At 67.8% G+C, this 23,627-nt stretch carries 22 protein-coding genes and 2 pseudogenes; 11 read left to right on the top strand and 13 right to left on the bottom strand.

From position 1 onward, the window contains the following. The first annotated feature begins 353 nt into the window (after positions 1-353). Positions 354-1,016 carry a cupin domain-containing protein gene (locus tag ABZ909_RS13050; RefSeq protein ID WP_356998370.1) on the top strand — a complete coding sequence of 221 codons (663 nt, stop codon included), beginning with the start codon at positions 354-356 and terminating at the stop codon, positions 1,014-1,016. 118 nt (positions 1,017-1,134) lie between these two features. On the opposite strand, the gene ABZ909_RS13045 is transcribed toward ABZ909_RS13050, so the two are convergent. Both ABZ909_RS13045 and ABZ909_RS13040 read right to left on the bottom strand, forming a co-directional pair. Then, positions 1,135-3,084 carry a glycoside hydrolase family 15 protein gene (locus ABZ909_RS13045; RefSeq protein ID WP_356998369.1) on the bottom strand — a complete coding sequence of 650 codons (1,950 nt, stop codon included), beginning with the start codon at positions 3,082-3,084 and terminating at the stop codon, positions 1,135-1,137. A 49-nt stretch (positions 3,085-3,133) separates the two neighbouring features. Then, complete coding sequence (locus ABZ909_RS13040) at positions 3,134-4,090, bottom strand: LysR family transcriptional regulator (RefSeq protein ID WP_356998368.1); 957 nt, start codon at positions 4,088-4,090, stop codon at positions 3,134-3,136. A 64-nt stretch (positions 4,091-4,154) separates the two neighbouring features. Here ABZ909_RS13040 and ABZ909_RS13035 point away from each other — a divergent pair, with 64 nt between their 5' ends. The 9 genes and pseudogenes from ABZ909_RS13035 to ABZ909_RS12995 all read left to right on the top strand — a co-directional run. Beyond that, complete coding sequence (locus ABZ909_RS13035) at positions 4,155-5,288, top strand: XdhC/CoxI family protein (protein ID WP_356998367.1); 1,134 nt, start codon at positions 4,155-4,157, stop codon at positions 5,286-5,288. A gap of 80 nt (positions 5,289-5,368) precedes the next feature. Beyond that, entirely contained in the window at positions 5,369-6,259 is an 891-nt protein-coding gene (locus ABZ909_RS13030; RefSeq protein ID WP_356998365.1) for a xanthine dehydrogenase family protein subunit M, read from the top strand. 2 nt (positions 6,260-6,261) lie between these two features. Next, the gene (locus tag ABZ909_RS13025; RefSeq protein ID WP_356998364.1) at positions 6,262-6,780 is read left to right on the top strand and encodes a (2Fe-2S)-binding protein; all 519 of its coding nucleotides are present in this window, start codon (positions 6,262-6,264) and stop codon (positions 6,778-6,780) included. Further along, complete coding sequence (locus ABZ909_RS13020; protein WP_356998363.1) at positions 6,777-9,167, top strand: aerobic carbon-monoxide dehydrogenase large subunit; 2,391 nt, start codon at positions 6,777-6,779, stop codon at positions 9,165-9,167. The genes ABZ909_RS13025 and ABZ909_RS13020 overlap by 4 nt, the downstream gene beginning before the upstream one ends. Positions 9,168-9,193: 26 nt before the next feature. After that, on the top strand, positions 9,194-10,087 hold the full coding sequence (locus tag ABZ909_RS13015) for an XdhC family protein (protein ID WP_356998361.1): 894 nt from the start codon (positions 9,194-9,196) through the stop codon (positions 10,085-10,087). Further along, positions 10,084-10,677: a nucleotidyltransferase family protein gene (locus ABZ909_RS13010; RefSeq protein ID WP_356998359.1), complete on the top strand. Its 594-nt coding sequence runs from the start codon at positions 10,084-10,086 to the stop codon at positions 10,675-10,677. Before ABZ909_RS13015 ends, ABZ909_RS13010 begins: the two co-directional genes overlap by 4 nt. After that, on the top strand, positions 10,674-11,561 hold the full coding sequence (locus ABZ909_RS13005; RefSeq protein ID WP_356998357.1) for a MoxR family ATPase: 888 nt from the start codon (positions 10,674-10,676) through the stop codon (positions 11,559-11,561). Before ABZ909_RS13010 ends, ABZ909_RS13005 begins: the two co-directional genes overlap by 4 nt. A gap of 13 nt (positions 11,562-11,574) precedes the next feature. Next, positions 11,575-12,225, top strand: a complete 651-nt coding sequence (locus ABZ909_RS13000) for an SRPBCC family protein (protein ID WP_356998355.1) — start codon at positions 11,575-11,577, stop codon at positions 12,223-12,225. Further along, positions 12,222-13,400 (top strand): annotated as a pseudogene (locus ABZ909_RS12995) (VWA domain-containing protein); the annotation flags it as partial. The gene ABZ909_RS13000 and the pseudogene ABZ909_RS12995, both read left to right, overlap by 4 nt. 227 nt (positions 13,401-13,627) lie before the next feature. Here the strand turns inward: ABZ909_RS12995 and ABZ909_RS12990 are convergent. The 3 genes and pseudogenes from ABZ909_RS12990 to ABZ909_RS12980 form a co-directional block, all read right to left on the bottom strand. Beyond that, a pseudogene (locus ABZ909_RS12990) lies at positions 13,628-13,822 on the bottom strand (antibiotic biosynthesis monooxygenase family protein); the annotation flags it as partial. Positions 13,823-14,145: 323 nt separating this feature from the next. After that, on the bottom strand, positions 14,146-14,481 hold the full coding sequence (locus ABZ909_RS12985) for a hypothetical protein (RefSeq protein ID WP_356998353.1): 336 nt from the start codon (positions 14,479-14,481) through the stop codon (positions 14,146-14,148). Between the two features lie 95 nt (positions 14,482-14,576). Next, positions 14,577-14,960 (bottom strand): hypothetical protein, encoded by a 384-nt coding sequence (locus ABZ909_RS12980; protein ID WP_356998351.1) that lies wholly within the window; start codon positions 14,958-14,960, stop codon positions 14,577-14,579. A 757-nt stretch (positions 14,961-15,717) separates the two neighbouring features. Here ABZ909_RS12980 and ABZ909_RS12975 point away from each other — a divergent pair. Continuing rightward, complete coding sequence (locus ABZ909_RS12975) at positions 15,718-16,446, top strand: enoyl-CoA hydratase/isomerase family protein (protein WP_356998349.1); 729 nt, start codon at positions 15,718-15,720, stop codon at positions 16,444-16,446. Positions 16,447-16,585: 139 nt separating this feature from the next. On the opposite strand, the gene ABZ909_RS12970 is transcribed toward ABZ909_RS12975, so the two are convergent. From ABZ909_RS12970 to ABZ909_RS12935, 8 genes are all read right to left on the bottom strand, one after another. Continuing rightward, positions 16,586-17,806, bottom strand: a complete 1,221-nt coding sequence (locus ABZ909_RS12970) for an RNA polymerase sigma factor (RefSeq protein ID WP_356998348.1) — start codon at positions 17,804-17,806, stop codon at positions 16,586-16,588. Position 17,807: 1 nt separating this feature from the next. Then, positions 17,808-18,149, bottom strand: a complete 342-nt coding sequence (locus ABZ909_RS12965; protein ID WP_356998346.1) for a YciI family protein — start codon at positions 18,147-18,149, stop codon at positions 17,808-17,810. Then, entirely contained in the window at positions 18,146-18,748 is a 603-nt protein-coding gene (locus ABZ909_RS12960; protein ID WP_356998344.1) for a dihydrofolate reductase family protein, read from the bottom strand. Before ABZ909_RS12960 ends, ABZ909_RS12965 begins: the two co-directional genes overlap by 4 nt. A gap of 333 nt (positions 18,749-19,081) precedes the next feature. Beyond that, positions 19,082-19,414, bottom strand: coding sequence for a hypothetical protein (locus ABZ909_RS12955; protein ID WP_356998342.1), 333 nt, complete (start codon positions 19,412-19,414; stop codon positions 19,082-19,084). A gap of 97 nt (positions 19,415-19,511) precedes the next feature. Beyond that, positions 19,512-20,516: a hypothetical protein gene (locus tag ABZ909_RS12950; RefSeq protein WP_356998341.1), complete on the bottom strand. Its 1,005-nt coding sequence runs from the start codon at positions 20,514-20,516 to the stop codon at positions 19,512-19,514. Beyond that, positions 20,513-20,872: a RidA family protein gene (locus ABZ909_RS12945; protein WP_356998339.1), complete on the bottom strand. Its 360-nt coding sequence runs from the start codon at positions 20,870-20,872 to the stop codon at positions 20,513-20,515. Before ABZ909_RS12945 ends, ABZ909_RS12950 begins: the two co-directional genes overlap by 4 nt. Further along, the gene (locus ABZ909_RS12940) at positions 20,869-21,966 is read right to left on the bottom strand and encodes an alpha-hydroxy acid oxidase (protein WP_356998337.1); all 1,098 of its coding nucleotides are present in this window, start codon (positions 21,964-21,966) and stop codon (positions 20,869-20,871) included. The genes ABZ909_RS12945 and ABZ909_RS12940 overlap by 4 nt, the downstream gene beginning before the upstream one ends. Then, on the bottom strand, positions 21,963-23,444 hold the full coding sequence (locus tag ABZ909_RS12935; RefSeq protein ID WP_356998335.1) for an amino acid permease: 1,482 nt from the start codon (positions 23,442-23,444) through the stop codon (positions 21,963-21,965). The genes ABZ909_RS12940 and ABZ909_RS12935 overlap by 4 nt, the downstream gene beginning before the upstream one ends. Positions 23,445-23,627: the final 183 nt, after the last annotated feature.

Raw genomic sequence — 23,627 nt, 5'->3', positions numbered from 1 at the left:
CTGGAGGGGGTACTCCGCTGGGTGTCCCCTTCGGGGTGGGTGAACGTGGCATGAGCTCACTGTTCGTCAAATGCTCAGTGCCGCAACAGGAATCGACATCCAGGTGATCGTTTCGATCCGGCGGTGGGTAATGGAGATGACCCTGCCTGGTGCGTAGCAGTGCGCCGCTGTCGCTGTCCCACCACTCCCGGCGCGTCCATATCTGTTCGCGAGTCGCTTCAGTGCCGGCGGCGCGCCCCTGGGTACGCTTCCCTGTCGAGCGCCCTGTCGATGCAGTTGCCCGGAGTTGACTGCGACGAATCTGTGTGGAACGGAGCGACATGTCGAGCGATCGTCCTCACGAAACACCAGCAGTGAACCGCCGCGCCGCCATCGGGACCGGCGCGGCGGTGTTGGGCGGCGCGGCGCTCGGTGCGGGTTTGACAGCCGCCGCGGCCTGCGCCGAGCCGGCGCGGACCGAACTACCGAGTGCCGGCAGCATCGATTCCAATCTGAACAAGTCCGCGCATCTGTTCCATCTCACCGCCGCCGAACCGGACCATTACGAAGGCGGCACGCTGCAGGGAGCCCACGAACAAAACTTCCCGGTGCTGGCCGGCCAGAACGGCGCAGCGTACTTCGTGCGGCTCGAGCCCGGAGGCGTCCGCGAACCGCACTGGCACCCCACGGCGTGGGAACTCAACTACCACATCTCCGGCAGCGCGAAATGGACGGTTATGGGGACCCATCCAGACGGCAGCTACCACAACGATGTATTCGAAGCACACGCGGGTGACCTGGTATTCGCCCCGCAGGGGTTCTTTCACTACTTCGAAAATGCCCGCGCCGATGCGCCACTCGAACTACTCATCGTCTTCAACACCAGCGCCCCGGAGACAAGCGACGATATCGGCATTCTCGCTGCCCTGAATTCGATTCCGCGGGAGGTTACCGCCACTGTCCTCGGCATCCCGGTGTCGGCGCTGGATGGTATACCCACCGAGATCAAACCGGTCGTGATCACCAAACGCCACTGAGCCCGCCAGGGGCGACCAAATTCATCCGGCACGTTGTGCAGAGGTTGGTGGGCGCCGCAGACGGCGTGCATGGCGAATTCCGCGGCGTCCCCTGCGATTCCATGTCACAGCCGCAGCATCAGGGCTGGCGAATGTATCCCAGTGTGAACGATGCATCGTCGAGTCGCGGGGCGATCGATTCCCCGCCGAGTGCCTGCCGCGTTACGACTTGCTCGTCCTGGATGACGTGCATTACAGCGTTGATCAGCGCGAGGTGGGTGAACGCCTGGGGGAAGTTGCCCCAATGCCGGCCGGTCCGGGGATTGATCTCCTCGGCGTAGAGGCCGAGGGGGCTGGCGTAGGCAAGTAGTTTCTCGCACAGCTGTTTGGCTCGTCTCTTTTCACCGATCTCCGACAACGCCGAGACCAGCCAGAACGAGCAGATCGTGAAGGCACCTTCTTCCCCTGCGCATCCATCGTCGGTTTCACTGACCCGGTACCGCAATACGAGGCCGTCCTCGGTCAATTCGTCGGCGATGGCCAACACCGTGTTGCGGACCCGCTCGTCGTCGGGGGGCAGGAAACGAACCAGCGGGATGAGCAGGGTCGAAGCATCCAGCGCCGTACTGCCGTAGTACTGGGTGAACACCTGCCGGGAGTCGACCGCGTGAGCGCATATGTCGGCGTGGATTTCGTCTGCGGCCTGTTGCCAGCGATGCGCGCGTTCGAAGTCCTGGTGGATGCGGGCCAGCCGGGCACCGCGGTCGGCGGCAACCCAGCACATCACCTTGCTGGAGGTGAAGTGTTGGGGCTTGCCGCGCACTTCCCAGATGCCATGGTCGGGCTCACGCCAGTAGGTGAGGGCGCTTTTGACCGCCCGGCCCAGCACCGGCCAGGCGCGCGCGTCGATTCGGTCCTGGTTGCGCGCGTAGAGGTAGACCGCGTCCAGCGCAGCGCCCCACACATCGTGCTGGCGTTGCCGGTACGCGTCGTTGCCGATGCGCACGGGGCTGGCATTTTCGTAGCCGCGCAGGTGGGTGAGGGTCTGCTCGGTGAGGTCGCGTTCGCCGCCGATGCCGTAGGCAATCTGCATGTCGCGGGCGCCTTCGGTCAAATTCATGATGTAGGAGAAGAAGTCGTTCGCCTCCCAGCTGAAGCCCAGCGTGTACAGGCCCCACAGCGCGAAGGCGGAGTCCCGTATCCACGAGTAGCGATAGTCCCAATTGCGTTGTCCACCTGGTGTTTCGGGTAATGAAGTGGTGGCAGCGGCGCTGATGGCGCCGGTGGGTGCGAAGGTCAGCCCCTTGAGGGTCAGCGCGCTGCGGGTCAGCTGGGCAGCCCACGGATGGTCCGGGAACCGCCCGCCGGCCAGCCAGTGCCGCCAATGATGGATCGTCTGCAGCAGCCGTCCTTCGGCCTCGTCGATGGCACGCGGCGCGTCGCGACTACCCCAGGAGAGCGCGCAAAAGCGGGTGTCGCCCGCCTTCAGCAGGGTGCGCGCAAGCGCGTGTGTACCTTCCAGTCCCAAGCGCAGGTCAGTGCTGAGCGTCAGCTGCAGATCGATCCCGTCGGCGCCGGCCTGCGCGAGGTGGTAACTGTCGAGGTAATCCCAATGGGCATGATGCCTGCCGTAGTCGAAAACCGGCTGGCAGTCGAGCCCGAACTGGATTTGCCCGGTCTCACAGTGCACCGTCCGCAGCAATATGTGCTCGGCGTCGTAGTCGGTGGGCGTTCGACGATGGGCGCTATGGCCGGGTGTCTGGTGCCGCCAGGGCCCGACCAGCAGCGCATCGCGAACCGTCGCCCACCCCTCGCCACTGCGCCAACTCGTCTCCATGACCATCGTCCCGGGGACGTAGCGGCGATCGGTGGGCACCATGAATTCGACTGGGGCGAACCGAAACGAACCGGCGGAACGATCCAGTATCGATGCGAAGACACTGGGGGAGTCGATGCGGGGTAGACACATCCACTCGATGGCTCCGCTGGGGGCGATGAGTGCAGTGACCTCGCAGTCGGAGATGAAACCGTAGTCGTCGATGCGCGGGAAGGCCGTGAGACGCGGCGTGCGTTCGATCTCGTCGTCCATGTGCTGCTCCCTCATTGTCTCGGCGCTGAAGTCTGGCCGGCCAGCCGGGTCAACTCCACAACGTCACATGCACTTTCGGGCGGAACCGAGTGACACCGACCCCGGACCCGCGGATCATCGCCTGGATGCATCGCGGGGTGGCGATGAACCGCAGCAGTTCCGACACCGCGGGCTGTCGGGTCTCGGGTGGCAGGGTGGTCGCACACCACTCATCGGATATCTGAAGTCCGGCTCCCTTGATGCGGCTCAACCGACCGGCCGCGAGGTCGGAGGAGACGGCGAACCCGATCGCGAGGGTGATGCCTCCGACACGGCGGACCTCTTCGAGTGCGGCAGCGTCGCTCTGGAAGATCCGCTGGTGTGATTCGGGAATCGCCAACTCGCGCAGCATCGTCGCGATACGCCCGTCGACACTGCCGGCGCCGGGGCCCAGCATCCACTGCTGCTCCCGCAGCAGCGCCGGATACGGTGCGACGTCCGCCAGCGGACTGTCGGGGCGCGCGACCGAAATGATCTGATACTTCAGGAACGGCCGGGTGGTGATGGTCGTGCCGGTGTCGTGCTGCCCGGGCCCCAGCGCAATGTCCACCGCACGGGTCTCGATCAAGCTGCGGAACTGGCTGGTGGGATGAACACTCAGCTCGACCGACAGATCCTTCGCCCGCGCCGCGAACAGGTCGATGAGGCCGGGCGCGGCATGTTCGGCGAACGCGCTCGACGCCGCGATGCGGAGCAGCCGTCGGCCGTGCGCCGCCTCGCTCACCTCGATGGCGGTCTGGCGCTGCAGTCCGAGAATCTCGATCGCCCGGCTGGCCAGGCGCAACCCACCGGGCGTGAAGGCGAGACCGGCCGCGGTACGAGTGAACAGCGGGTCGTCGAGCTCTTTACGCAGCTGAGCTATGTGCGTCGAGACTCCGGCGTCGGATATCCCCAGCTCTCTGGCCGCCGCATGGACGGAGCCGAGCCGCACCACCGTCGAGTAGGCCCGAAGCTGGGCGGGCGTCACAATCCGAGTCTAGTTTGGAGGTGGACGCGGTGCCTACAGCCGCATCGCGCCCGGAGGACGCACCATGCAGGACGTGCTCACGGATCTGATGACAATCTGGAACGCCGGGGGTACGGCTGGGGTCGCGACGGTCGTGCGGACCTTCCGTTCGGCGCCGCGACCGCCGGGCGCGGCCATGGTCGTCGCCTCGGACGGGACGGTCGGCGGTTCGGTCTCCGGTGGCTGTGTCGAAGGCGCGGTCTACGAACTCGCCACCGACGTCATCCGGACCGGTCGTCCGGTGCTGGAGCGGTTCGGCATCTCCGACGACGACGCATTCGCCGTCGGTCTCACCTGCGGCGGCATCATCGACATCTTCGTCGAGGCGATCTCGCGGGAAACGTTTCCGGAACTCGGCGAGGTCGCCGCAGACATAGCCGCTGACCGGCCGGTCGCGATCGCGACCGTCATCGAGCACCCCGACGCCGCCCGGACAGGGCAACGGCTGCTGATCCGGCCGGGTATCGCGCACGGCACCCTGGGGTCGGCGCGCGCCGACGATGCGGTGATCGATGACGCATGCGGGCTGCTCGCGGCAGGCCGCAGCGAGGTGCTGTCCTACGGTCCGGACGGTCAGCGCCGCGGCGAGGGCATGGCGGTTTTCGTCGCCAGCTATGCCCGGCAGCCGCGGATGCTGGTGTTCGGGGCGATCGATTTCGCAGCCGCCCTCGCACAGCAGGGGTCGTTCCTGGGGTACCGGGTGACGGTGTGCGACGCGCGGCCGGTCTTCGCCACCTCCGCCCGGTTTCCGACCGCCGATGAGGTCGTCGTCGATTGGCCGCACCGCTACCTGGCCGCGCAGATCGCGGACGGTGCGATCGATTCGCAGACCGTCGTCTGCGTGCTGACCCACGATCCCAAGTTCGACGTTCCACTGCTCGAGGTGGCCCTGCGCGCGCCGGAGATCGGCTATGTCGGCGCCATGGGGTCGCGCCGCACGCACGACGAGCGGCTGACCCGGCTGCGGCAGGCAGGTCTCACCGACGGGCAACTCGCCCGGCTCGCCAGTCCGATCGGGCTGGACCTGGGCGGCCGGACACCGGAGGAGACGGCGGTGTCCATCGCGGCGGAGATCATCGCGCGCCGCTGGGGCGGACACGGTCGTTCCCTGACCCGGACCGGCGGCCGCATTCACCACAAGGCGCAAACAGCCAGTTAAGCGATTGCTTAACTCGGTCTTGACGACCGCATCAGCGGGACAGAGGCTGAGCTTCTTCCCGTGGATGTGAGGTAGATCACGTGCAAGTTCCTGGGCCATTCGAATATGAGCGCGCAACGGGCGTGGATCACGCCATCGGACTACTGGACCGGCTCGGCGACGAGGCGCGCATCGTGGCGGGCGGGCACAGCCTGCTACCGATGATGAAGCTGCGTCTGGCCAATCCGGAATATCTCATCGACATCAACGACCTGGCTGCCGAACTGGGCTACATCGTCACCGATCCGACCCTGGTGCGCATCGGTGCGATGGTCCGGCATCGGCATTTGCTCGAGTCCGACGATCTCGCCGTGGTGTGCCCGATCTTCCGTGACGCCGAGCGCGTGATCGCCGATCCGGTCGTGCGCAATCGCGGCACGATCGGCGGCTCGCTGTGCCAGGCCGATCCCGCCGAAGATCTCACCACGGTCTGCACGGTTCTCGGCGCCACGTGCCTGGTGCGCGGACCGTCCGGCGACCGGGAGATCGCGATGGACGACTTCCTGGTCGGTCCGTACGAAACCGCCATGTCGCACAACGAACTTCTGATCGAGATCCGAATTCCGGTGAGGCATCGGACCTCGAGTGCTTACGCGAAGGTGGAACGCCGGGTCGGCGACTGGGCGATCGCGGCAGCGGGGGCGACCGTGACACTGCACGGCGAGACGATAGCGGCCGCACGGATCGGTCTGACGGCGGTCAACCCCGATCCGGCGGCGCTCGCCGGCGCAGTCGACGCACTCATCGGTGTGCCGCCCACCGAAGACGTTTTCGCGGAGGCGGGCCGCCGCGCGAGCGCAGCGTGCTCACCTGTCTCCGATGCGCGTGGCAGTGCGGACTACAAGCGCCATCTCGCGTCCGAACTGACGATTCGTGTGCTGCGTACCGCGGTCGAGCGCGTACTGAACGAATCTGCGCTGGAAGGGAATTAGCCATGCAGGTAACCATGACCGTCAACGGCGAGCCGGTGACCGCGGAGGTCGAGCCACGCATCCTGCTCGTGCATTTCCTGCGAGATCAGTTGCGGCTCACCGGAACCCACTGGGGGTGTGACACCAGCAACTGCGGCACCTGTGTGGTGGAGGTCGACGGCGAACCGGTGAAGTCGTGCACGATGCTGGCCGTCATGGCCGGCGGCCGGGCGGTGCGCACTGTCGAGGGGCTCGAGGTGGACGGCCGACTCGATCCCGTGCAGGAGGGCTTCATGCAGTGTCATGGGCTGCAGTGCGGTTTCTGCACGCCCGGAATGATGATCACCGCCCGCGCCCTGCTCGACCGCAATCCGAATCCGGACGAGCAGACCATTCGCGAGGCGATCTCGGGCCAGATCTGCCGCTGTACCGGATATACGACCATCGTGCGGTCGATCCAGTGGGCCGCGGCGAAGCAACGAGGCGAAGCGATGGAGCCCGAACCCGCTGCCACGCCGACGCCGGTAGGGAGCACGTCATGACCGCCGTCGAGTCCCGGCCCGAAGACCGGGTCGACAACGATCGCAAGCCGTGCGGTCACGGCAGGATGCTCCGCAAAGAGGATCCGCGGTTCATTCGCGGGCGCGGCACCTACGTCGACGACGTGCAGCTGCCCGGCATGCTGCATATGGCGATACTGCGTTCCCCGTTCGCGCACGCGCGGATCGTGAGCGTCGATGTCTCAGCGGCACAGGCACATCCGAAGGTCAAAGCGGTCGTCACCGGTGCGGACCTCGCGGCGAAGGGCCTGGCCTGGATGCCGACGCTGTCCAACGATGTGCAGGCGGTGCTGGCGACGGACAAGGTCCGATTCCAGGGTCAAGAGGTGGCCTTCGTCGTCGCCGAGGATCGCTACTCCGCGCGTGATGCGTTGGAGCTCATCAATGTCGAGTACGAGATGCTCGATCCGGTGATCGACGCCCGGACCGCACTGGCGCCCGGTACACCGGTGATCCGCGACGATCTCGAAGGCAAGCGGGACAACCACTGCTTCGACTGGGAGACCGGCGACGCCGCCGCGACCGAGGCGGTGTTCGCGCGCGCCGATGTCGTCGTCGAGCAGGAGATCGTCTATCCGCGAGTGCATCCCGCCCCGATGGAAACCTGCGGCGCCGTCGCCGATCTCGATCCCGTGACGGGAAAGCTCACGCTGTGGTCGACGAGCCAAGCGCCGCACGCCCACCGCACCATCTACGCGATGGTGGCCGGACTGCCCGAACACAAGATCCGGGTGATCTCACCCGATATCGGCGGCGGGTTCGGCAACAAGGTGCCCATCTATCCCGGATACGTCTGCGCCATCGTCGGGTCGCTGTTGCTGGGCAAACCGGTGAAGTGGATGGAGGATCGCAGCGAGAACCTCACCAGCACCGGATTCGCCCGCGACTACATCATGGTCGGCGAAATCGCCGCCACCACCGACGGCAAGATCCTGGCCATCCGGTCGACCGTGCTCGCCGATCACGGCGCCTTCAACGGCACGGCCGCGCCGCTGAAGTATCCGGCGGGCTTCTTCGGCGTCTTCACCGGTAGCTATGACATCGAGGCCGCCTACTGCAAGATGACCGCGGTCTACACCAACAAGGCCCCCGGCGGTGTCGCCTACGCGTGCTCGTTCCGGGTCACCGAGGCCGTCTACTTCGTCGAGCGGCTGGTGGATTGCCTCGCCTACGAACTGAAGATGGATCCGGCCGAGCTGCGGCTGCGGAATCTTCTTCGCGCCGAACAATTCCCGTACCGGACCAAGACCGGCTGGGTCTACGACTCCGGCGACTACGAGAAGACCATGCGTCTGGCGATGGACATGATCGGCTACGACGCCCTGCGTAAAGAACAGCGGGACAGGCGCGCCCGCGGCGAGTTGATGGGCATCGGGATGTCCTTCTTCACCGAGGCCGCGGGCGCGGGTCCGCGCAAGGACATGGACATCCTCGGACTCGGGATGGCCGACGGGTGCGAGCTGCGCGTCCATCCGACCGGCAAAGCCGTTGTGCGGCTATCGGTTCAGAGCCAGGGGCAGGGCCACGAGACGACGTTCGCCCAGATCGTCGCCGAGGAACTCGGCATCCCGCCCGACGACATCGATGTCGTGCACGGCGACACCGATCAGACACCGTTCGGCCTCGGCACCTACGGCAGCCGGTCGACACCGGTCTCGGGCGCCGCTGCCGCACTGGTGGCGCGGAAGGTGCGCGACAAGGCACGAATCATCGCGTCGGGCATGCTCGAGGTCTCCGTCGCCGACCTCGAGTGGGAGAAGGGCTCGTTCCACGTCAAGGGCGATCCGTCCGCGGCCGTGACGATCCAGCAGATCGCGATGCGCGCACACGGCGCCGGTGATCTGCCCGAGGGGATCGAGGGCGGACTCGACGCGCAGATCTGTTACAACCCGGAGAATCTCACCTTCCCCTACGGTGCGTACTTCTGCGTCGTCGACATCGATCCGGGGACAGCCGTGGTGAAGGTGCGGCGCTTCCTCGCCGTCGACGACTGCGGCACCCGGATCAATCCGATGATCATCGAGGGTCAGGTGCACGGCGGCATCACCGACGGTATCGGCATGGCGTTGATGGAGATCATGGCCTTCGACGAGGACGGCAACTGCCTCGGCGGATCGCTGATGGACTACCTAATCCCGACGGCGCTCGAGGTTCCGCATTTCGAGACCGGGTACACGGTCACGCCGTCGCCGCATCATCCGATCGGCGCGAAGGGCATCGGCGAATCGGCCACGGTCGGATCGCCTGCGGCGGTGGTCAACGCGGTGGTGGATGCGCTGGCGCCGTTCGGGGTTCGGCACGCCGACATGCCGTTGACGCCGTCGCGGGTGTGGGACGCGATGCAGGGCCGGGCCACGCCGCCCATCTGAGTGGGGTCCGAGCGATGGGATCACCGATGAAGATGAACGAGCGTGCACAGGAGCTGGTCCGTACCCGGACCCCGTTCGTGCACGCGACCGTCGTGCGCGCCCAGCAGCCGACCTCGGCGCACGCCGGGGACGAGGCGATCCTGTTGCAGGACGGGACGATCGAAGGATTCGTCGGCGGCCAGTGCGCCCAGAACTCGGTCCGCAAGGCGGCGCTGGGTGCCCTGCAGTCGCACGAGAGTGTGCTGCTGCGCGTACTGCCGGACGGCGATCTGCATTTTCCCGAAGCGCCCGGGGCGGCGGTGGTGGTGAATCCCTGTCTGTCCGGCGGAGCGCTGGAGATCTTTCTGGAGCCGCAGATCCCGGCGCCGCTGGTGCGCATCTGTGGCGCGACACCCATCGCGGATGCCTTGGCCGACGTGTGCGAACTGGTGGGTTTCGGGGTGCGGCGCAGTGCCGCCGAAGCCGGCTCGCTGGATTCGCTGGCCGATACGACGGTGGTGGTGATCGCCAGCCACGGTGGCCCGGAGGCCGAGATGATCCGCGTCGCGCTCGACGCGGGTGTGGGGTACATCGGGATGGTGGCCAGCACGATTCGGGGCGCGTCGATCCTCGACGAACTCGAATTGACCGACGCCGAGCGGGCTCGCGTACGCACCCCGGTGGGTTTGCCGATCGGCGCCAGGACGTCCGCGGAGATAGCGGTCTCGATTGTCGCGGAAGTGATCCAGGCGATCCGCAAAGGTGGCTTGGCCGTCGCGCCCCGCGCGGCGAATGTCGCGATCGAGGTGCTCGATCCGGTGTGCGGCATGACCGTGACCGTCGGGCCGGACACGCCGCATCTCACTATCGACGGTGTCGATTACTGGTTCTGCAGCTCAGGCTGCCGCACCTCTTTCGCAGCGACGAGGACAGGCTCATGACGAACGGGGTCGTCACCGGAGTGGTGCTCGCGGCGGGAACCTCAGAGCGTCTGGGCACGGCGAAACAGCTACTGCCGTACCGGAATACGACGGTTCTCGGCGCCACCCTCGACATGGTGCGGTCCTGCGCGTTCGATCAGATCATCGTCACGCTCGGCGGCGCGGCGGCGGCGGTGGCCAAGCAGGTCGATCTCACCGGGGTGGAGGTCGTCCTGGCCGAAGGCTTCGGTTCGGGCTGTTCGTCGTCGTTGCGTTCGGCCCTGAACCTGGTGCATCCGCGGGCCGCCGGAATCGTGCTGATGCTCGGTGATCAACCGGGTCTGTCGGCGGCGACCGTCGAGCGGCTGATCGCCGAGGGAACGTCCGCCGCGATCACGGTCTGCCGTTACCACGACGGTATCGGGCATCCATTTTGGCTGAGTCGCAGCATATTCGGCGAGTTGGCCCGATTGCACGGCGACAAGGCCGTGTGGAAGATCATCGAGTCGGGCCGCGTCCCGGTGTCGCAACTCGACGTCGACGCACCGGTGCCCTTGGACGTGGACACCTGGGACGACTACAAGCGCCTGCGCGCCGCGACGTCGCCATGATGTCCCCGTTCGACGATATCGAGGACGTGGTGCGGCGATTCGACGCCGACGACTACCTGCTCGATACCGGAACCGCCGCCGCCTTCTATCTGGCCACCACGTTGGGTCGGCCACTGCTGCTGGAAGGCGAACCGGGAGTGGGCAAGACGACGGCGGCGAAGACCCTGGCCACCGTGCTGGGCGCACCGCTGATCCGCCTGCAGTGCTACGAGGGTCTCACGGTGAGCGAAGCGCTGTACGACTGGAACTATCAGCGTCAGCTGCTCAGCATCCGGCTCGCCGAGGCGCGCGGCGCCGACCTCACCGAAGCCGACCTGTTCACCGAGGCATATCTGGTCGACCGCCCGATCCTGCGCTGTGTGCGATATCGCGGCCCGACGCCCCCGGTGCTGTTGATCGACGAAATCGACCGTGCCGACGACGAATTCGAAGCGCTGCTGCTCGAATTCCTCGGTGAGGCCACGGTGACCGTTCCCGAACTCGGGACCTTCGTCACCGAACACCCGCCGCTCGCGGTGCTGACCTCGAACCGCAGTCGCGACCTGCACGACGCGCTGCGGCGGCGCTGCCTCTACCACTGGATCGACTACCCGGAACCGGCCCGCGCGGTGGCGATCGTGCGACGCACCGTGCCCGGGGCAACCGACACGCTGATCGAGCATGCCACCCAATTCGTCGGCCGCGCACGCGATCTCGATCTCGACAAGCCGCCCGGCGTCGCCGAGACCATCGACTGGATCGCCGCGTTGGTGATGCTCGACGTCACCGATCTCACCGCGCCGGCGGCGGTCGCCGCGCTCAGCGCGCTGGCGAAAACACCCGACGACCGCACCGCGGTCCGCGAGGCATTCGCCGAATACACCCAAGGCCTGGCTACCGGATGAGAGGGATACTCCGATGAAGATCGCCAATGAGTTCACCGTCCACGCACCCGTCGAGCAGGCATGGGCGGTGCTGACCGATCTCGAACAGGTGGTTCCGCTCATGCCCGGGGCACAGATGGTCGGCTGGGAGGGCGAGGACTTCCTCGGCAAACTGAAGGTCAAAGTCGGCCCGGTGACCAGTGAATTCACCGGGAAGGCGAATTTCGTCGAGCGCGACGAACACGACCATCGCGCCGTCATCAACGGCAGCGGCCGGGATTCACGGGGATCCGGAAACGCGGCGGCGACCATCACCACGCAACTGCGCGAGGACGGCGACAAGACCCGCGTCACCGTGGACACCGACCTCAAGATCGTCGGCAAGCTCGCCCAGTTCGGCAGCGGGATGTTGCAGCAGGTGTCGGAGAAGATGATCGGTCAATTCGTCGCATCTCTGGAAGAGAAACTCGCAGCGGGCGATTCGGCCGCCGCAGCGGCGACAGCCGGGCCGGACAGTCGAGAGGCACGGCCGCAACCGGCCGCGCAAACCGAGCCGGCGCCGCTCGATCTCGTCGAGCTGGTCGGGCCCGCGATGATCAAGAAGTACGCGCCCGCGATCGTGTTCGTGCTCGCGGTCGTGCTCGGAATCATCCTGGTACGCAGGCAGATGCGCGGGAAGCGATGACGCGAGCGGTACTGCTGCGCGGCGTCGATCTGGCGGCATTCGCTGTCGCGGTGGTCGCGCGGCTACGGCGTGGTGGCGTCGCGGTGGCGCCGAGCGGGCCCGCGCTCTTCGTACAGGCTCTGCGGAGCATGGCGCCGCGCTCGCGCACCGAACTCTATTGGGCCGCACGACTCACGCTCGTTGATCGCATGCAGGATCTAGCCGCCTTCGACGCGGTTTTCGCGACCGTGTTCGCCGACGCGGTACTGGGTGTGGACCCGCCGAGCAGAGCGCACGGACTGTCGACCGAACGCGCGTCGGCGCCGGGCACGGGCGGTCGGGGGCAGTCTCGGCGAGGCGGTGAAGTCCCTTGGGCGACGCGGCAATCAGCGACCGGTGCCGACCGATCGACCGACCGGGGCGTGGCGCTGCCGGACGTGCTGCCGAGCCGGTTCGCGGCGCGGGAACAGGAACCGTTCGCCCGCTTCGATTCGGACGACCTGCGGACGGTCGGCGCCTGGCTGGAGCAGGCGTCGACGCTGTGGCCGCAGCGCCGGAGCAGGCGCTACGCAAACCATCCGCACGGCAAGCGGATCGACTTCCGGGCAACGATGAACGACTCCCGCCGCACCGGCTGGGAGTCGGCCGTGCTGGTCCGCACCCGTCCTCGCCGCCGTCCGCGTCGAATCGTCATGATCTGCGACGTCAGCCGTTCGATGCAGCCGTATTCGACGATCTACCTGCATCTGATGCGGGCAGCGATGCAGCGCCGTTCGCCCGTTCGCCCCGAGGTGTTCGCCTTCTCCACCGCACTGACCAGGCTGACCTCGGTGCTGGCCCAGCGTTCCCCGGATGTCGCGGTGGCCCGGGCCAACGACAAGGTGGTCGACCGCTACGGCGGCACGCATATCGGCCGGTGCCTCGGTACGTTGCTCACAAGTCCGTCCGGCAACGCTGTGCGCGGCGCTGTCGTCGTCATCGCATCGGACGGCTGGGACAGCGACACGCCCGATGTCCTCGCCCGCGCGATGGCCCGGATCCGACGCCGGGCTTGGCGTGTCATCTGGCTCAATCCCCGTGCCGGCGACTCCCGATTCCAGCCGACCACCGGTGCGATGGCGGCGGCGCTGCAGTACTGCGACGTCATGATGCCGGCGCACACGCTGGCGGGCATACACGCGTTCATGCAAGCCCTGGCGTCGACGATCGTCACGGAGCCATCAAGTCCGCCGGAAAGTTGGTTCAGGCACACATTTGGTGATTGTGTGCCTGAACCGGGCTCAGCCGGGACGGTTACCCGCGATCGTGGTCGAGGGTGAACTTCACCTGGTACAGACCTGGGTCGGCGTTGCCGAAGGGCCTTGTTGCCCTGGATCAATCCCTCGTTTGTCAGGTGCTCGATGACGCGCCGGGCGGCGTCGATGTCCTCGCTCTGGGCGTAGTTGACGACCCTGGTGCCGTCGAGACTCCGGTGCAGGCTGGCCGAGATCCAGCCGGGAACCTCGCTGGCGACCTGTGCGGCGCGGGCCAGATAATCGATCAGTGGTTGCTGCCGACCAGGATCGACGGTGAACACGTTGATCTGGGTGACGGTTCCGTCGACGCGGATGATGGGCATGTGCGCTCCTCGAACTCGATACGAGGCGAGGACGATCGAGAGACCGACAAGACCTCCGACAGGCAGCCACGTCAAGCCCTCGGCGTCTCGCTGATTGCCTGCCGCGGGGTCACCACTGACGTGGCGACACGGAGCCTCTCGCGGAGGGGGCCGGACTTACCGATGCCGACCCAGGTCCTTCCGACATCGCCAGCTTAGCCGAGCCATCGAGTATCGGGCCTCGGCGCGCTCCTCACCGCGCGCATGGCGGCGCATTCGCTGCCCGCCTCGTCCGGCGAAACCGGCCACCTCTCCGACCTCGGCAAAGCGCCCTACGCCTCGGCTCAGGTGGCGATGAGGATGAAATCGATGGCGCTCGGCGCGGGGATCATTTCCGCGATGACGTGGACCTCGACGGTTCCTTCGAAGGACGGGGTGATGGGAATCGCGGCGGCGATGCCGGTCGAGCCGGTGACGGTGTGCCAGCTGATGCCGTCGGGACTGGGTGGTGACGGGAACACCGCCGCGGCCGATCCGCGCAGGGTGAAGCGCACGGCGACACCGTCGAGGCCGACGCCATCAGGGTCGACGACCCGGACGACACAGGGGTGGGCGAACGGGGTTCCGGCCGTGCTTTTTTGATTGTTTCCCGCATGGATGTTCAAGGAGTAATCGGCCATGGCGCACCTTCTCGGGAGGCTCGATGATTCGAGTCAACCTCCGGCGCGCTCGGGGGTGAAGAGTCCTTGGTCATCGTCGCGGCAGATACTCCCGGTCAGTCGAGCTGGATTGTGCGCTGGTGCGTGTCGATGGCGTGGCGTAGTTGGATGCGTGAGAGTTCGTATCCGCCGCATTCGCAGTGGGCCGGGAGCATATCGTCGGTGTTGCGGTCGCCGTCGAGCAGGTCGACGTAGTGGATGCGGTGCCGGTCGGTGCGATGCGCCTCGTCGATGTAGTCGCGGCGTCCGTGCGCGTGGGGTCCGATCAGCGACTCGTATACCGCGCCCGCGGCAGTGTCGAAAACCGTTGCGACATGGTGGCTTCGACCGCAGCGCACCCGCACCAGCGCATGGTCGTCGCGATCCTGCCCCAGATCGTCGAGGGCGCGCCGGGCGGCGAGTTTCCGATCGGATGGGCTGAGATTGGTTGGATTGCTCATCGATTCCTCCGAAGACGGTGGGTGCTACGGAAAGGCCGGCTCGAATTGCTCGCCGGCCATGGACGAAATGAGCGGGTTGGCCGTCAGCTGCCCGGTGAACTCGCGGTGTCCGGACGGCATCCCCCCCGTCGCGCGTCGTTGCGCTGTAACCGTGGTGCCGCGGTTTCGACTGCTGCCATGACCACCTCCGTTCGTCGATGGGCCTAGTTTCTACGGGCCGCGAAGGTCGGCAGAAGGGCCACAAGTCGCACATCGGAAGGCCGGACGACTCGTGGTATCGCCATCTCGACGCCGCCGACACCGGGTCGGACGAGGAGGCCATCGGAGCTGGGGCACCGGCGACTACCACACCACCCCTGACATCGATGAGATCGCGTCGGATATCGCGACCGACATCGCGGTGCTGCTCGCTCATGCCCGCGGACGGGCACATCAGCACACCGCATCCCGGCGAACGCGGCAGCCGCTGGCGGCCCGGCTTCGCACAACATCTGCATCGGAGAACACAGCAGGATGCCGATGTCCTGGGCGGCGCGGGCGGTCGGCATCGGCACGCCCGGGAGAACGGCGATGGCGGTGAAGGCGCCGGTGCCCGACCCGGCCTTCAGCCGCCCCCGATGAGGAGTCCGCGAACCCAGCCGAGATCATGAAGGAGGTCATCGGTCGCAGCCTGAAACAGGCCTGAGGCAGTCGAATTCGGGATCCGGCCGAGGTGGGCGTGCCGCCGGCCGGATCCGGTTGAGGGAAGGCAATTCTCATGAGTGCTGAGCTCGTGCTCCGGACGGTCGAGGATGGCGTGGCCACCCTGACCCTGAACCGTCCCGAGAAGTTGAACGCGCTGACGGCGGCCTCGTTCGAGGAGCTGGCGGCGCATCTGGACGCGCTGGCCGGCGCGGACGTCCGGTGCGTGATCCTGACCGGCGCGGGCCGATCCTTCTGTGCCGGACACGATCTGGAGGCGCTGGCCGCAGGCGACGCGCTGGCGTCCCGCTACCACGAGGCGGAGACCATTGCCCGGCTCGAGGCGTTTCCGGCGCCGGTGATCGGCAAGATCCGCGGGCACTGCTTCACCGGTGGGCTCGAATTGGCCCTGGCCTGCGACCTGCTGGTCGCGGGGGAGAACGCGCAATTCGGAGACACGCACAGTCGGTGGGGCCTGGTCCCGCTGTGGGGCATGTCGGTGCGGCTGCCGGAGCGGGTGGGCGTGGCCCGGGCCAAGGAACTCAGCTTCACCGCCCGGCGGTTCAGTGGCGTCGAGGCCGCGGACATGGGCCTGGTGAACCACGCGGTGCCCGACGAGGGGCTGGACGAATTCGTGGCGCACCTGGCCGCGCAGATCAGCGCCAACTCGGCCGGTTCGAATCGAATCTACAAGTCGCTCTACGCGAATTCGCGGGAACTCGGACGTGCCGAGGCGCTGAAGGCGGAGACGGACATGCAGTTCGGGTTGCCGGACGACTCGGTGGAGCGACTGACCGAGCGCTGAGCGCGACGCAGCGAGTATCACCCGGTCCGGGTTGGGTCCACCGGGTCGGACTCGGTCCGCCGGATCACGCTCGGTGCATCGTGCCGGGCTGGGTGTGTCGGGTCGGGCTGGGACTGTCGGGTCAGTGCGGTCCATCGGGTCAGGCCCGGTGCGCCGCCTCGGCGCGGGCTATGAGGAATTCGCGTTCGGTGGCGTTGCGGGCGTTCGCGATTGCGGCGCGGTATGCCTGTGCGGCTTCGGCGTTCCGGCCGAGGCGGCGCAGGAGATCGGCGCGGACGGCATGGAAGAGGTGCTGGTCCGCGAGGTCCAACTGCTCCAGTTCGGCCAGTGCGGCTTCGGGTCCGGCGACCTCGGCGACGGCCACCGCGCGGTTGAGCCGCACCACCGGGCTCGGGGTGAAGGCGAGGAGCTGGTCGTAGAGCTGGAGGATCTGCGGCCAGTCGGTGCCGGCGGCGGTGCGGGCGTCGGTGTGCACGGCGTTGATCGCGGCCTGGATCTGATACGGGCCGGGCTGGTTGAGCCGCAGGCATTCTCGGACCAGGGCGTGACCCTCGGCGATCAGCGCTGTGTCCCAGAGACTTCGGTCCTGCGCCGGGAGGGGCACCAGCTCGCCGGTCCCGGAGGTGCGTGCGGCACTGCGTGATTCGCTGAGCAGCAGCAGCGCGAGCAGGCCGCGGACCTCGGGCTCGTCGGGCATGAGCTCGGCGAGCACCCGGGTCAGGCGGATGGCCTCGGCGCACAGGTCGGCGCGGGTCAGGCGCTCGCCGGCGGTGGCGGTGTGACCCTCGGTGTAGATCAGATAGACGACCGCGAGCACGGCGTCGAGCCGGTCGGGCAGGTCCGCATCGCACGGCACCCGATACGGGATCCGGGCATCGCGAATCTTGCCCTTGGCGCGGGTGAGGCGTTGCGCCATGGTCGTTTCCGGCACCAGGAAGGCCCGGGCGACCTCCGCTGTGGACAGCCCGCCCAGCAGGCGGAGGGTCAGCGCCACCTGCGCCTGGCGGGACAGTGCGGGATGACAGCAGGTGAATATCAAGCGCAGCCGGTCGTCGCACACCGCGCCCTCCTCGATCGGTTCGCCGACTGCCCGCAGCAGTGCGGCCTGGGCGTACTTGTCCGCGCGGGCGGCCTCGCGGCGCAGCCGGTCCACCGCGCGGTTGCGGGCCGTGGTGATGATCCAGCCGGGCGGACTCGGCGGCAGCCCGTCCTGCGGCCAGCGCTGCACGGCGGTGGCGAAGGCGTCCTGCACCGCGTCCTCGGCGATATCGACATCGCCGAAGACGCGAATGAGGGAGGCGACCGCACGGCCGTAGTGCTCGGCGAAGACCGCCGCGACATCGACTGTGCCGGAAGGCATGTCAGCCGTCCTGGATGGGCCGGACCTCGATCGGCAGCCCGATGACACGCGCCATGCGGCGACCCCAGTCCAGCGCCTCGTCCAGGTCGGCGGCGCGGATGACGGTGAAACCGCCTATGTGCTCCTTGCTTTCGGCAAACGGCCCGTCGGTGACGAGCACTTCCGAGCCCTGCGCGCGCAGCACGGTGGCGGTACTCGGCGCGTGCAGCCCGGCCGCGAACACCCACGCCCCGGACTCCCGCATCTCGGCGTCGAGTGTCGCCAGCTCGCTCATGATCTCGTCGAGATTGTCCGGTGGCGCGGTGTCGTCGGGCTGGTAGACGCTGAGCAGGTACTTGGTCAACGCGACTCCTCTCCGGCGGGACGATAGGTGGCTATCAGGACGCCGGTCGTCGTGGTGACGCTGTCGGTCAGCCGCAGTGGGCCCACGTCGACGCCGTCGAACAGGCGCGCGCCGGGACCGACCGTCAACGGGTGGATCGAGAGCAGGTACTCGTCGATCATGCCCGCGCGCATGAGAGAGCGCAGCAACTCGCCGCTGCCGAGGACCACCAGATCCAGGTCCGGCCGTCCGGCGCCCAGCGCGCGTACGGCCGCGACCCCGTCGCCGGGCAGCAGGGCCGAGTTCTGCCACGGCAACGGTTCGGCGAGGGTGCGGGAGCAGACGAACTTCTCCGCCTTGTTCAGCACTTCGGTGAACGGATTGTCCGTCCGGTGCGGCCAGAATCCGAAGAAGTCCTCGTAGGTGCGGCGGCCGAACAACAGGCCGCCGTCGCTGTGCGCGGCCATGTGCGCGCCCATGACGCGGCCCTGGACCGGGTCCGCGTATCGGTGCGCCCAGCCGCCGCCGGTGAATCCGTTCCGGGTGTCCTCGTCGGCCCGGCCCGGCGCCTGCATGACGCCGTCGAGGGTGAGGTTGACGACCGCGGTGATCCTGCCCATGTTCGCTCCTTGGCTGCGACCCGGCCAGGTTGCCGGGTTCACCCTCTACACGAACGAGCTGCCGCGATCACGACACCGCCGCGAAAATTTCCGACGGTTCAGACCTCGAGGTGCTCCTCGATGTCGCGGAGCCGATGCCGGGCGAGCGCCAGGCTGTCGCGGGCGGTGACGCTATGCCCGCGCGGGCCCGGCGTGAGGTGGTTTGCCGACGAATTCCGCAAGGTATGCAATTAACAACTTACGCAATCAGTTAGGTGGGTCCGGGCCCGAAAAAACCTGCGGGCGCGGCCGTTTCCGGCAGCGCCCGCAGGCTCGATACGTCTGCGGCTCAGCTCAGCCGCACAGGCTCCCCGGCGCGGTGGCCGCGTCGAGGAACAGCACGGCCTCCTCCTTCTCGGCCGCCCCACCCGGAAGCTGTTCGGACAGCTGCTCCTTGGTCATGCCCGAAGCGATCGCCGCGCAATCGGCCTTGCCGACATCGATGGCCGCGAGCTGCTGATCCTGATCGGTCAGGAGCTCACCGCGCCCCTGCAGGTAGCTCACGAACGCCTGCTCCGGCGCGGTCATTGCGCGCTCCGCTCCGGCCACCCCCGTGGCCGCCCCCAGCAACGCGACCCCTGCAGCCACCACTCCGAAACCCGAAGCGAGACGGCTCTTTTTACCCACGAACTCTCCTTCAACATCGAACGAACCCGGCGAGCCTACCCCGGGCCGACCCCGGCCATGCGCGAAGCCGGCCGGGCCTCTGGCCGGGGAATTCGGGTCAGTCGCGTTCCAGAATGCTGGTCACCAGCATGGTGTGATCCTCGAGCCGCCGCCGCACGGTCCAGCCGAGCTCGGCGAAGGCCTGCTCGTACTCCTGGCGCGTCCACAGTCGCACGCCGGTGACCGAGTGATAGATCTCGTAGGTGGGCGAGAACCACGGCTGCTGTGTCCAATACGGGGCTTCGAGCAGGTAGCCGTCGCCGATCACCAGCCGCCGCAGGTTGGGGAACCAATCCATCCAGCCGCGCAGCACCGTGGCGATGCCATCACCGTCGCTGGCCAGCTGGTGCAGCAGGAAGAACGACATGGCGGTGGTGATGGCATCGCGGTCGACGGCGGCCAGCCAGGCGGGCGGTTCCGGTTCGGGCTGCACCGATCCGGCGAGCAGGGTGATGCGGTCGCTGAGCCCGCGCTCGGTGAGTTCGGCGGTGGCCGCGGCGATCACGCCGTCCTCGATGTCCACGCCGAGAAATCGTTCCCGCTCGGCGATTCCGGCCAGCGCCAGCACCCGCCCAGCGTCGGCGCAGCCGAGATCGATGGTGCAGCCGGGTGTTCCGGCCGCGATGGCGTGCCCGATGGCCTCGAAGATCTCCGGCCGCCGCCGCGCGATATCGGTGCAGCCGCGGGCGACCTCCCCGGGTTCGGTGGCGGCGGGAATGTATTCGCGGTGCGGGCTGTCCGACAGCTGCCGGAAGGTAGGTTCCCACCCGCGCACCGCCACCCGCACGAAGCCGCGGTTCTTGCCGACGTCGTGGCCGGTGTGGGTGAGCTGGTAGCGGCGGCCGCGCCGGAGCAGGAAGCCGGCGCGCATCAGCCCCTCGGCGACGGTCTGCTGGATGCCGGTGGTGGGCGCGACGGTGTCGCCGCCCAGCAGGGTGACCCACCAGCCCCAGTCGTCGGCGGCGACGATGAGCTGGCCGGCGGTCTGGCCCTCGATGACGTCTCGGATGGTGAAATCGCCGAGGGCGGACTGCGGTTGGACGAGTGGGGTGACTGCGGTCATGATCGGTCTTCCTGAGCGGTGGCGACGGCGATCGCCTGGATTTCGATGAGCAGCCCGTCGATGGGCAGGGTGGTGACGGTGGTGATCCGCGCCGGTGCGGCCGTCGGGAAGTGCGTGCGGAAGGCGGAGTTCCAGCTGGGGAACCAGCGGCGGTCGGACAGGTAGCAGTCCAGCCGCAGCACGTGCGCGCGGCCGCTGCCCGCCGCGGTGAGGGCGGCGTCGAGCTGCCGGAACACCTCGGCGGTCTGGCCCTCGAACGACGCGGTGGTGACGGTCAGGGTGTCCGGGTCGACGGCGGCCAGGCCGGAGGTGAAGACGAGGCCGGACGCGGTGCGGGCCAACGGGAATGCGCTCACGGTGCGGCTCGCATGATCCGGGTGGCGTCGATCTCGGCGAGGGTGGCCGCGCCGGACAGGATCATCAGGGTGCGCAGCTCCTCGGTGAGCAGCTCCAGCACCCGATCCACCCCGGCCTCCCCGGCTGCGGCCAGGCCGTAGATGGCCGCGCGGCCCAGGACCACCGCGTCCGCGCCCAGTGCGAGCGCCAGGTACACATCGCTGCCGGTGCGGATGCCGCTGTCCAGCAGTATGGGTGTCTCCGGGCCCACCGCCGCGCGAATGCGCGGTAGCATGTCCAGGCTGGCCGGGGCCGGATCTACCTGGCGACCACCGTGATTGGAGACGACCAGGGCGCTCGCGCCGATGGCCAGGGCGCGTTCGGCCGCGGCGGGGGTGAGCACGCCCTTGGCGATCCAGGGCAGTCCGAACCCGGTGGCCGCGCCGGCCAGCTGAGTCCAATCCCACACCATGCCACCGTGTTTGAGCAGCTGTCCGAAGACCTCCGCCACGCCGGGAGCGCCGTCCTCGCCGGTCAGGTTCCCGGCGAAATGCCGCTGGTCGGGGTCGAAGCGATTGGCCATATTGCGGGTGCGGAAGCCGCCGACCGGGCAGTCGAGGGTGACGCACAGCGCGTCGTAGCCCAGTCGCGCCACCCGGTCCGCGACCGCGGCAGCGTGTCCGAAGGGATGCACCTGCGCAATCCGGGCGGCGCGCGGGGCGGCGGCGCGAACCCGCTGGTAGGAGAAGCTGCCCGCCTCCGGCACGACGGACAGCGCTCCCCGGGCCTGGGCGGCCCGGGCCACGGCCGGATGCCCGTCCGGATGGAACAGCGCGTCACCGCCGAAGGGTGCGGTGAGCAGCGGTGTCTCCAGGGGCATTCCGAGGAATTCGGTGCGGGTGGAGGGCGCGCCCACCCCGCTCATCGGTGCGGGCAGGACGCGCCAGCGGTCGAAGGCGAGCCGGTTCTCCCGCAGCGTGATCTCCTTACCCGCCCCGCCCTCCACGAAATCCAGGACGTCGGTGGGGAGCGTGGTCGCGGCCGCGCGATGGATCTCGTCGAGGGTGCCGAAGTCGACGCGGGTCGGATAGAAACTGTCGAGCTGCGCGGTCACGCGGCACCGCCGGTGGGCACCGTCGCGGTAGTGGTCAGTGCGCTCGAATCAGCCATCGCCGGAGTCGGATCGGGCGCCGGGCTCGGATCGAGCGGAGTGGCGGTCGCGCCGCGGGCTGTCGCGTGGCTGCGGCCATAGAACAGGTACAGCACGACTCCTGCCGCACTCCAGATCACGAATCGCAACCAGGTCAGCGCCTCGAATGTAGTTGCCAGCCAGACGCATCCGGCGATGGCGCAGACGGCCACCGCAGGCAGGAAGCGAACCCGGAACGGACGCGGGCGGTCGGGTGCGGTGCGGCGCAGCACGAGCACGCCCACGGCCACGATCACGAAGGCGAACAGCGCGCCGATATTGACCAACTCCGCCACCGTGCCGATGGGTAGCAGCCCGGCCACTGCGGCGACGACCGTGCCGAGCAGCAGGCTCAGCCGCACCGGCGTGCCCCGGGAACCGGTGCGGCACAGCGCCTTCGGAACCATGCCGTCGCGGCTCATGGCGAACACCAGGCGGGTCGGGCCGTAGCACACCATGAGCAGTCCCTTGGTGAGCGCGACCACCGAGGCCACCAGGATCACCTTGCCGATCCACCCCGCACCGACGGCGGCCAGCGCGGTCGCCACCGGCGCGGCATTGCCGAGAGTGGAATACGGTGCGACACCGGTCAATACGGCGCTCACGGCCACGTAGAGGGCGGTGGCGATGACGACCGAGCCGATGATGCCCCACGGCAGATCACGGCGCGGATCGCGGGTCTCCTCGGCGGAGGTGGCGACGACATCGAAACCGAGGTACGCGAAGAACGCCAGCGCCGCGCCGGCCGCGATGCCGTGCACGCCGAAAGGCAGGAACGGCGACCAGTTTCCGGGATGCAGATGGGGTGCGCCCACCGCGATCACCAGGACCAGGACACCGATGGTCAATGCCACCAGAGTTTTCACCACGGCGGCGGTGAGTCTGACCTCGAACACGAGCACGCCGATCAGCACGGCGACAATGAGGACCGCGGGAAGATTGATGACGCCGCCATCGCTGGGCCCCGCGGAAATCGCCTTGGGCAGCGTCACTCCGAACAAGGAATCCAGGGCGGCGCCGAACAATCCGGACCAGCCGATGGCAATTGCCGATGCCGCTACCGCGTATTCGAGGAGCAGATTCCAGCCGACCAGGAACGCGGGCACCTCGCCCAGCGTGCCCCGGGTGTAGGTATACGCGCTCCCGGACAGCGGCGTCATGGACGCGAGTTCGCTGTAGCACAGCGCCACCAGTGCACAGATGGCCCCGGCCAGCACGAACGACAGGACGATGGCGGGTCCCGCCTTGGTCGCGGCGGCAATGCCGGTGGTGACGAAGATGCCCGCGCCCACGATGGTGCCGACGCCCATGGCGATGAGGTCCACCCGGCCAAGACTGCGGGTGAGCGTTCCGTCGGCGGCCGGGGTTGCCGGTGTCGCGCCGGTTCGAGTTTGTGCTGCCATTTCTGGAATCCATTCGGAGAGAATGTCTTTGGAGCTGATGTATTCCAGTGAAACGGTCGGAGTTTATGTGGCGGTGAACTCGCGTAACGACTTCGTTTCGTCGAATTCCGGGGTATTCGGAAATGTAAATCATCGCGGGCATACGGAATTGCGCGCGATCGGAATTCGCGCGCGATCGATCAT

The organism is Nocardia sp. NPDC046763 (genome assembly GCF_040645495.1).
Taxonomy (GTDB): Bacteria; Actinomycetota; Actinomycetes; order Mycobacteriales; family Mycobacteriaceae; genus Nocardia.
Note: the sequence above shows the minus strand (reverse complement) of the source record. Positions and strands in the feature narration are given on the sequence as shown.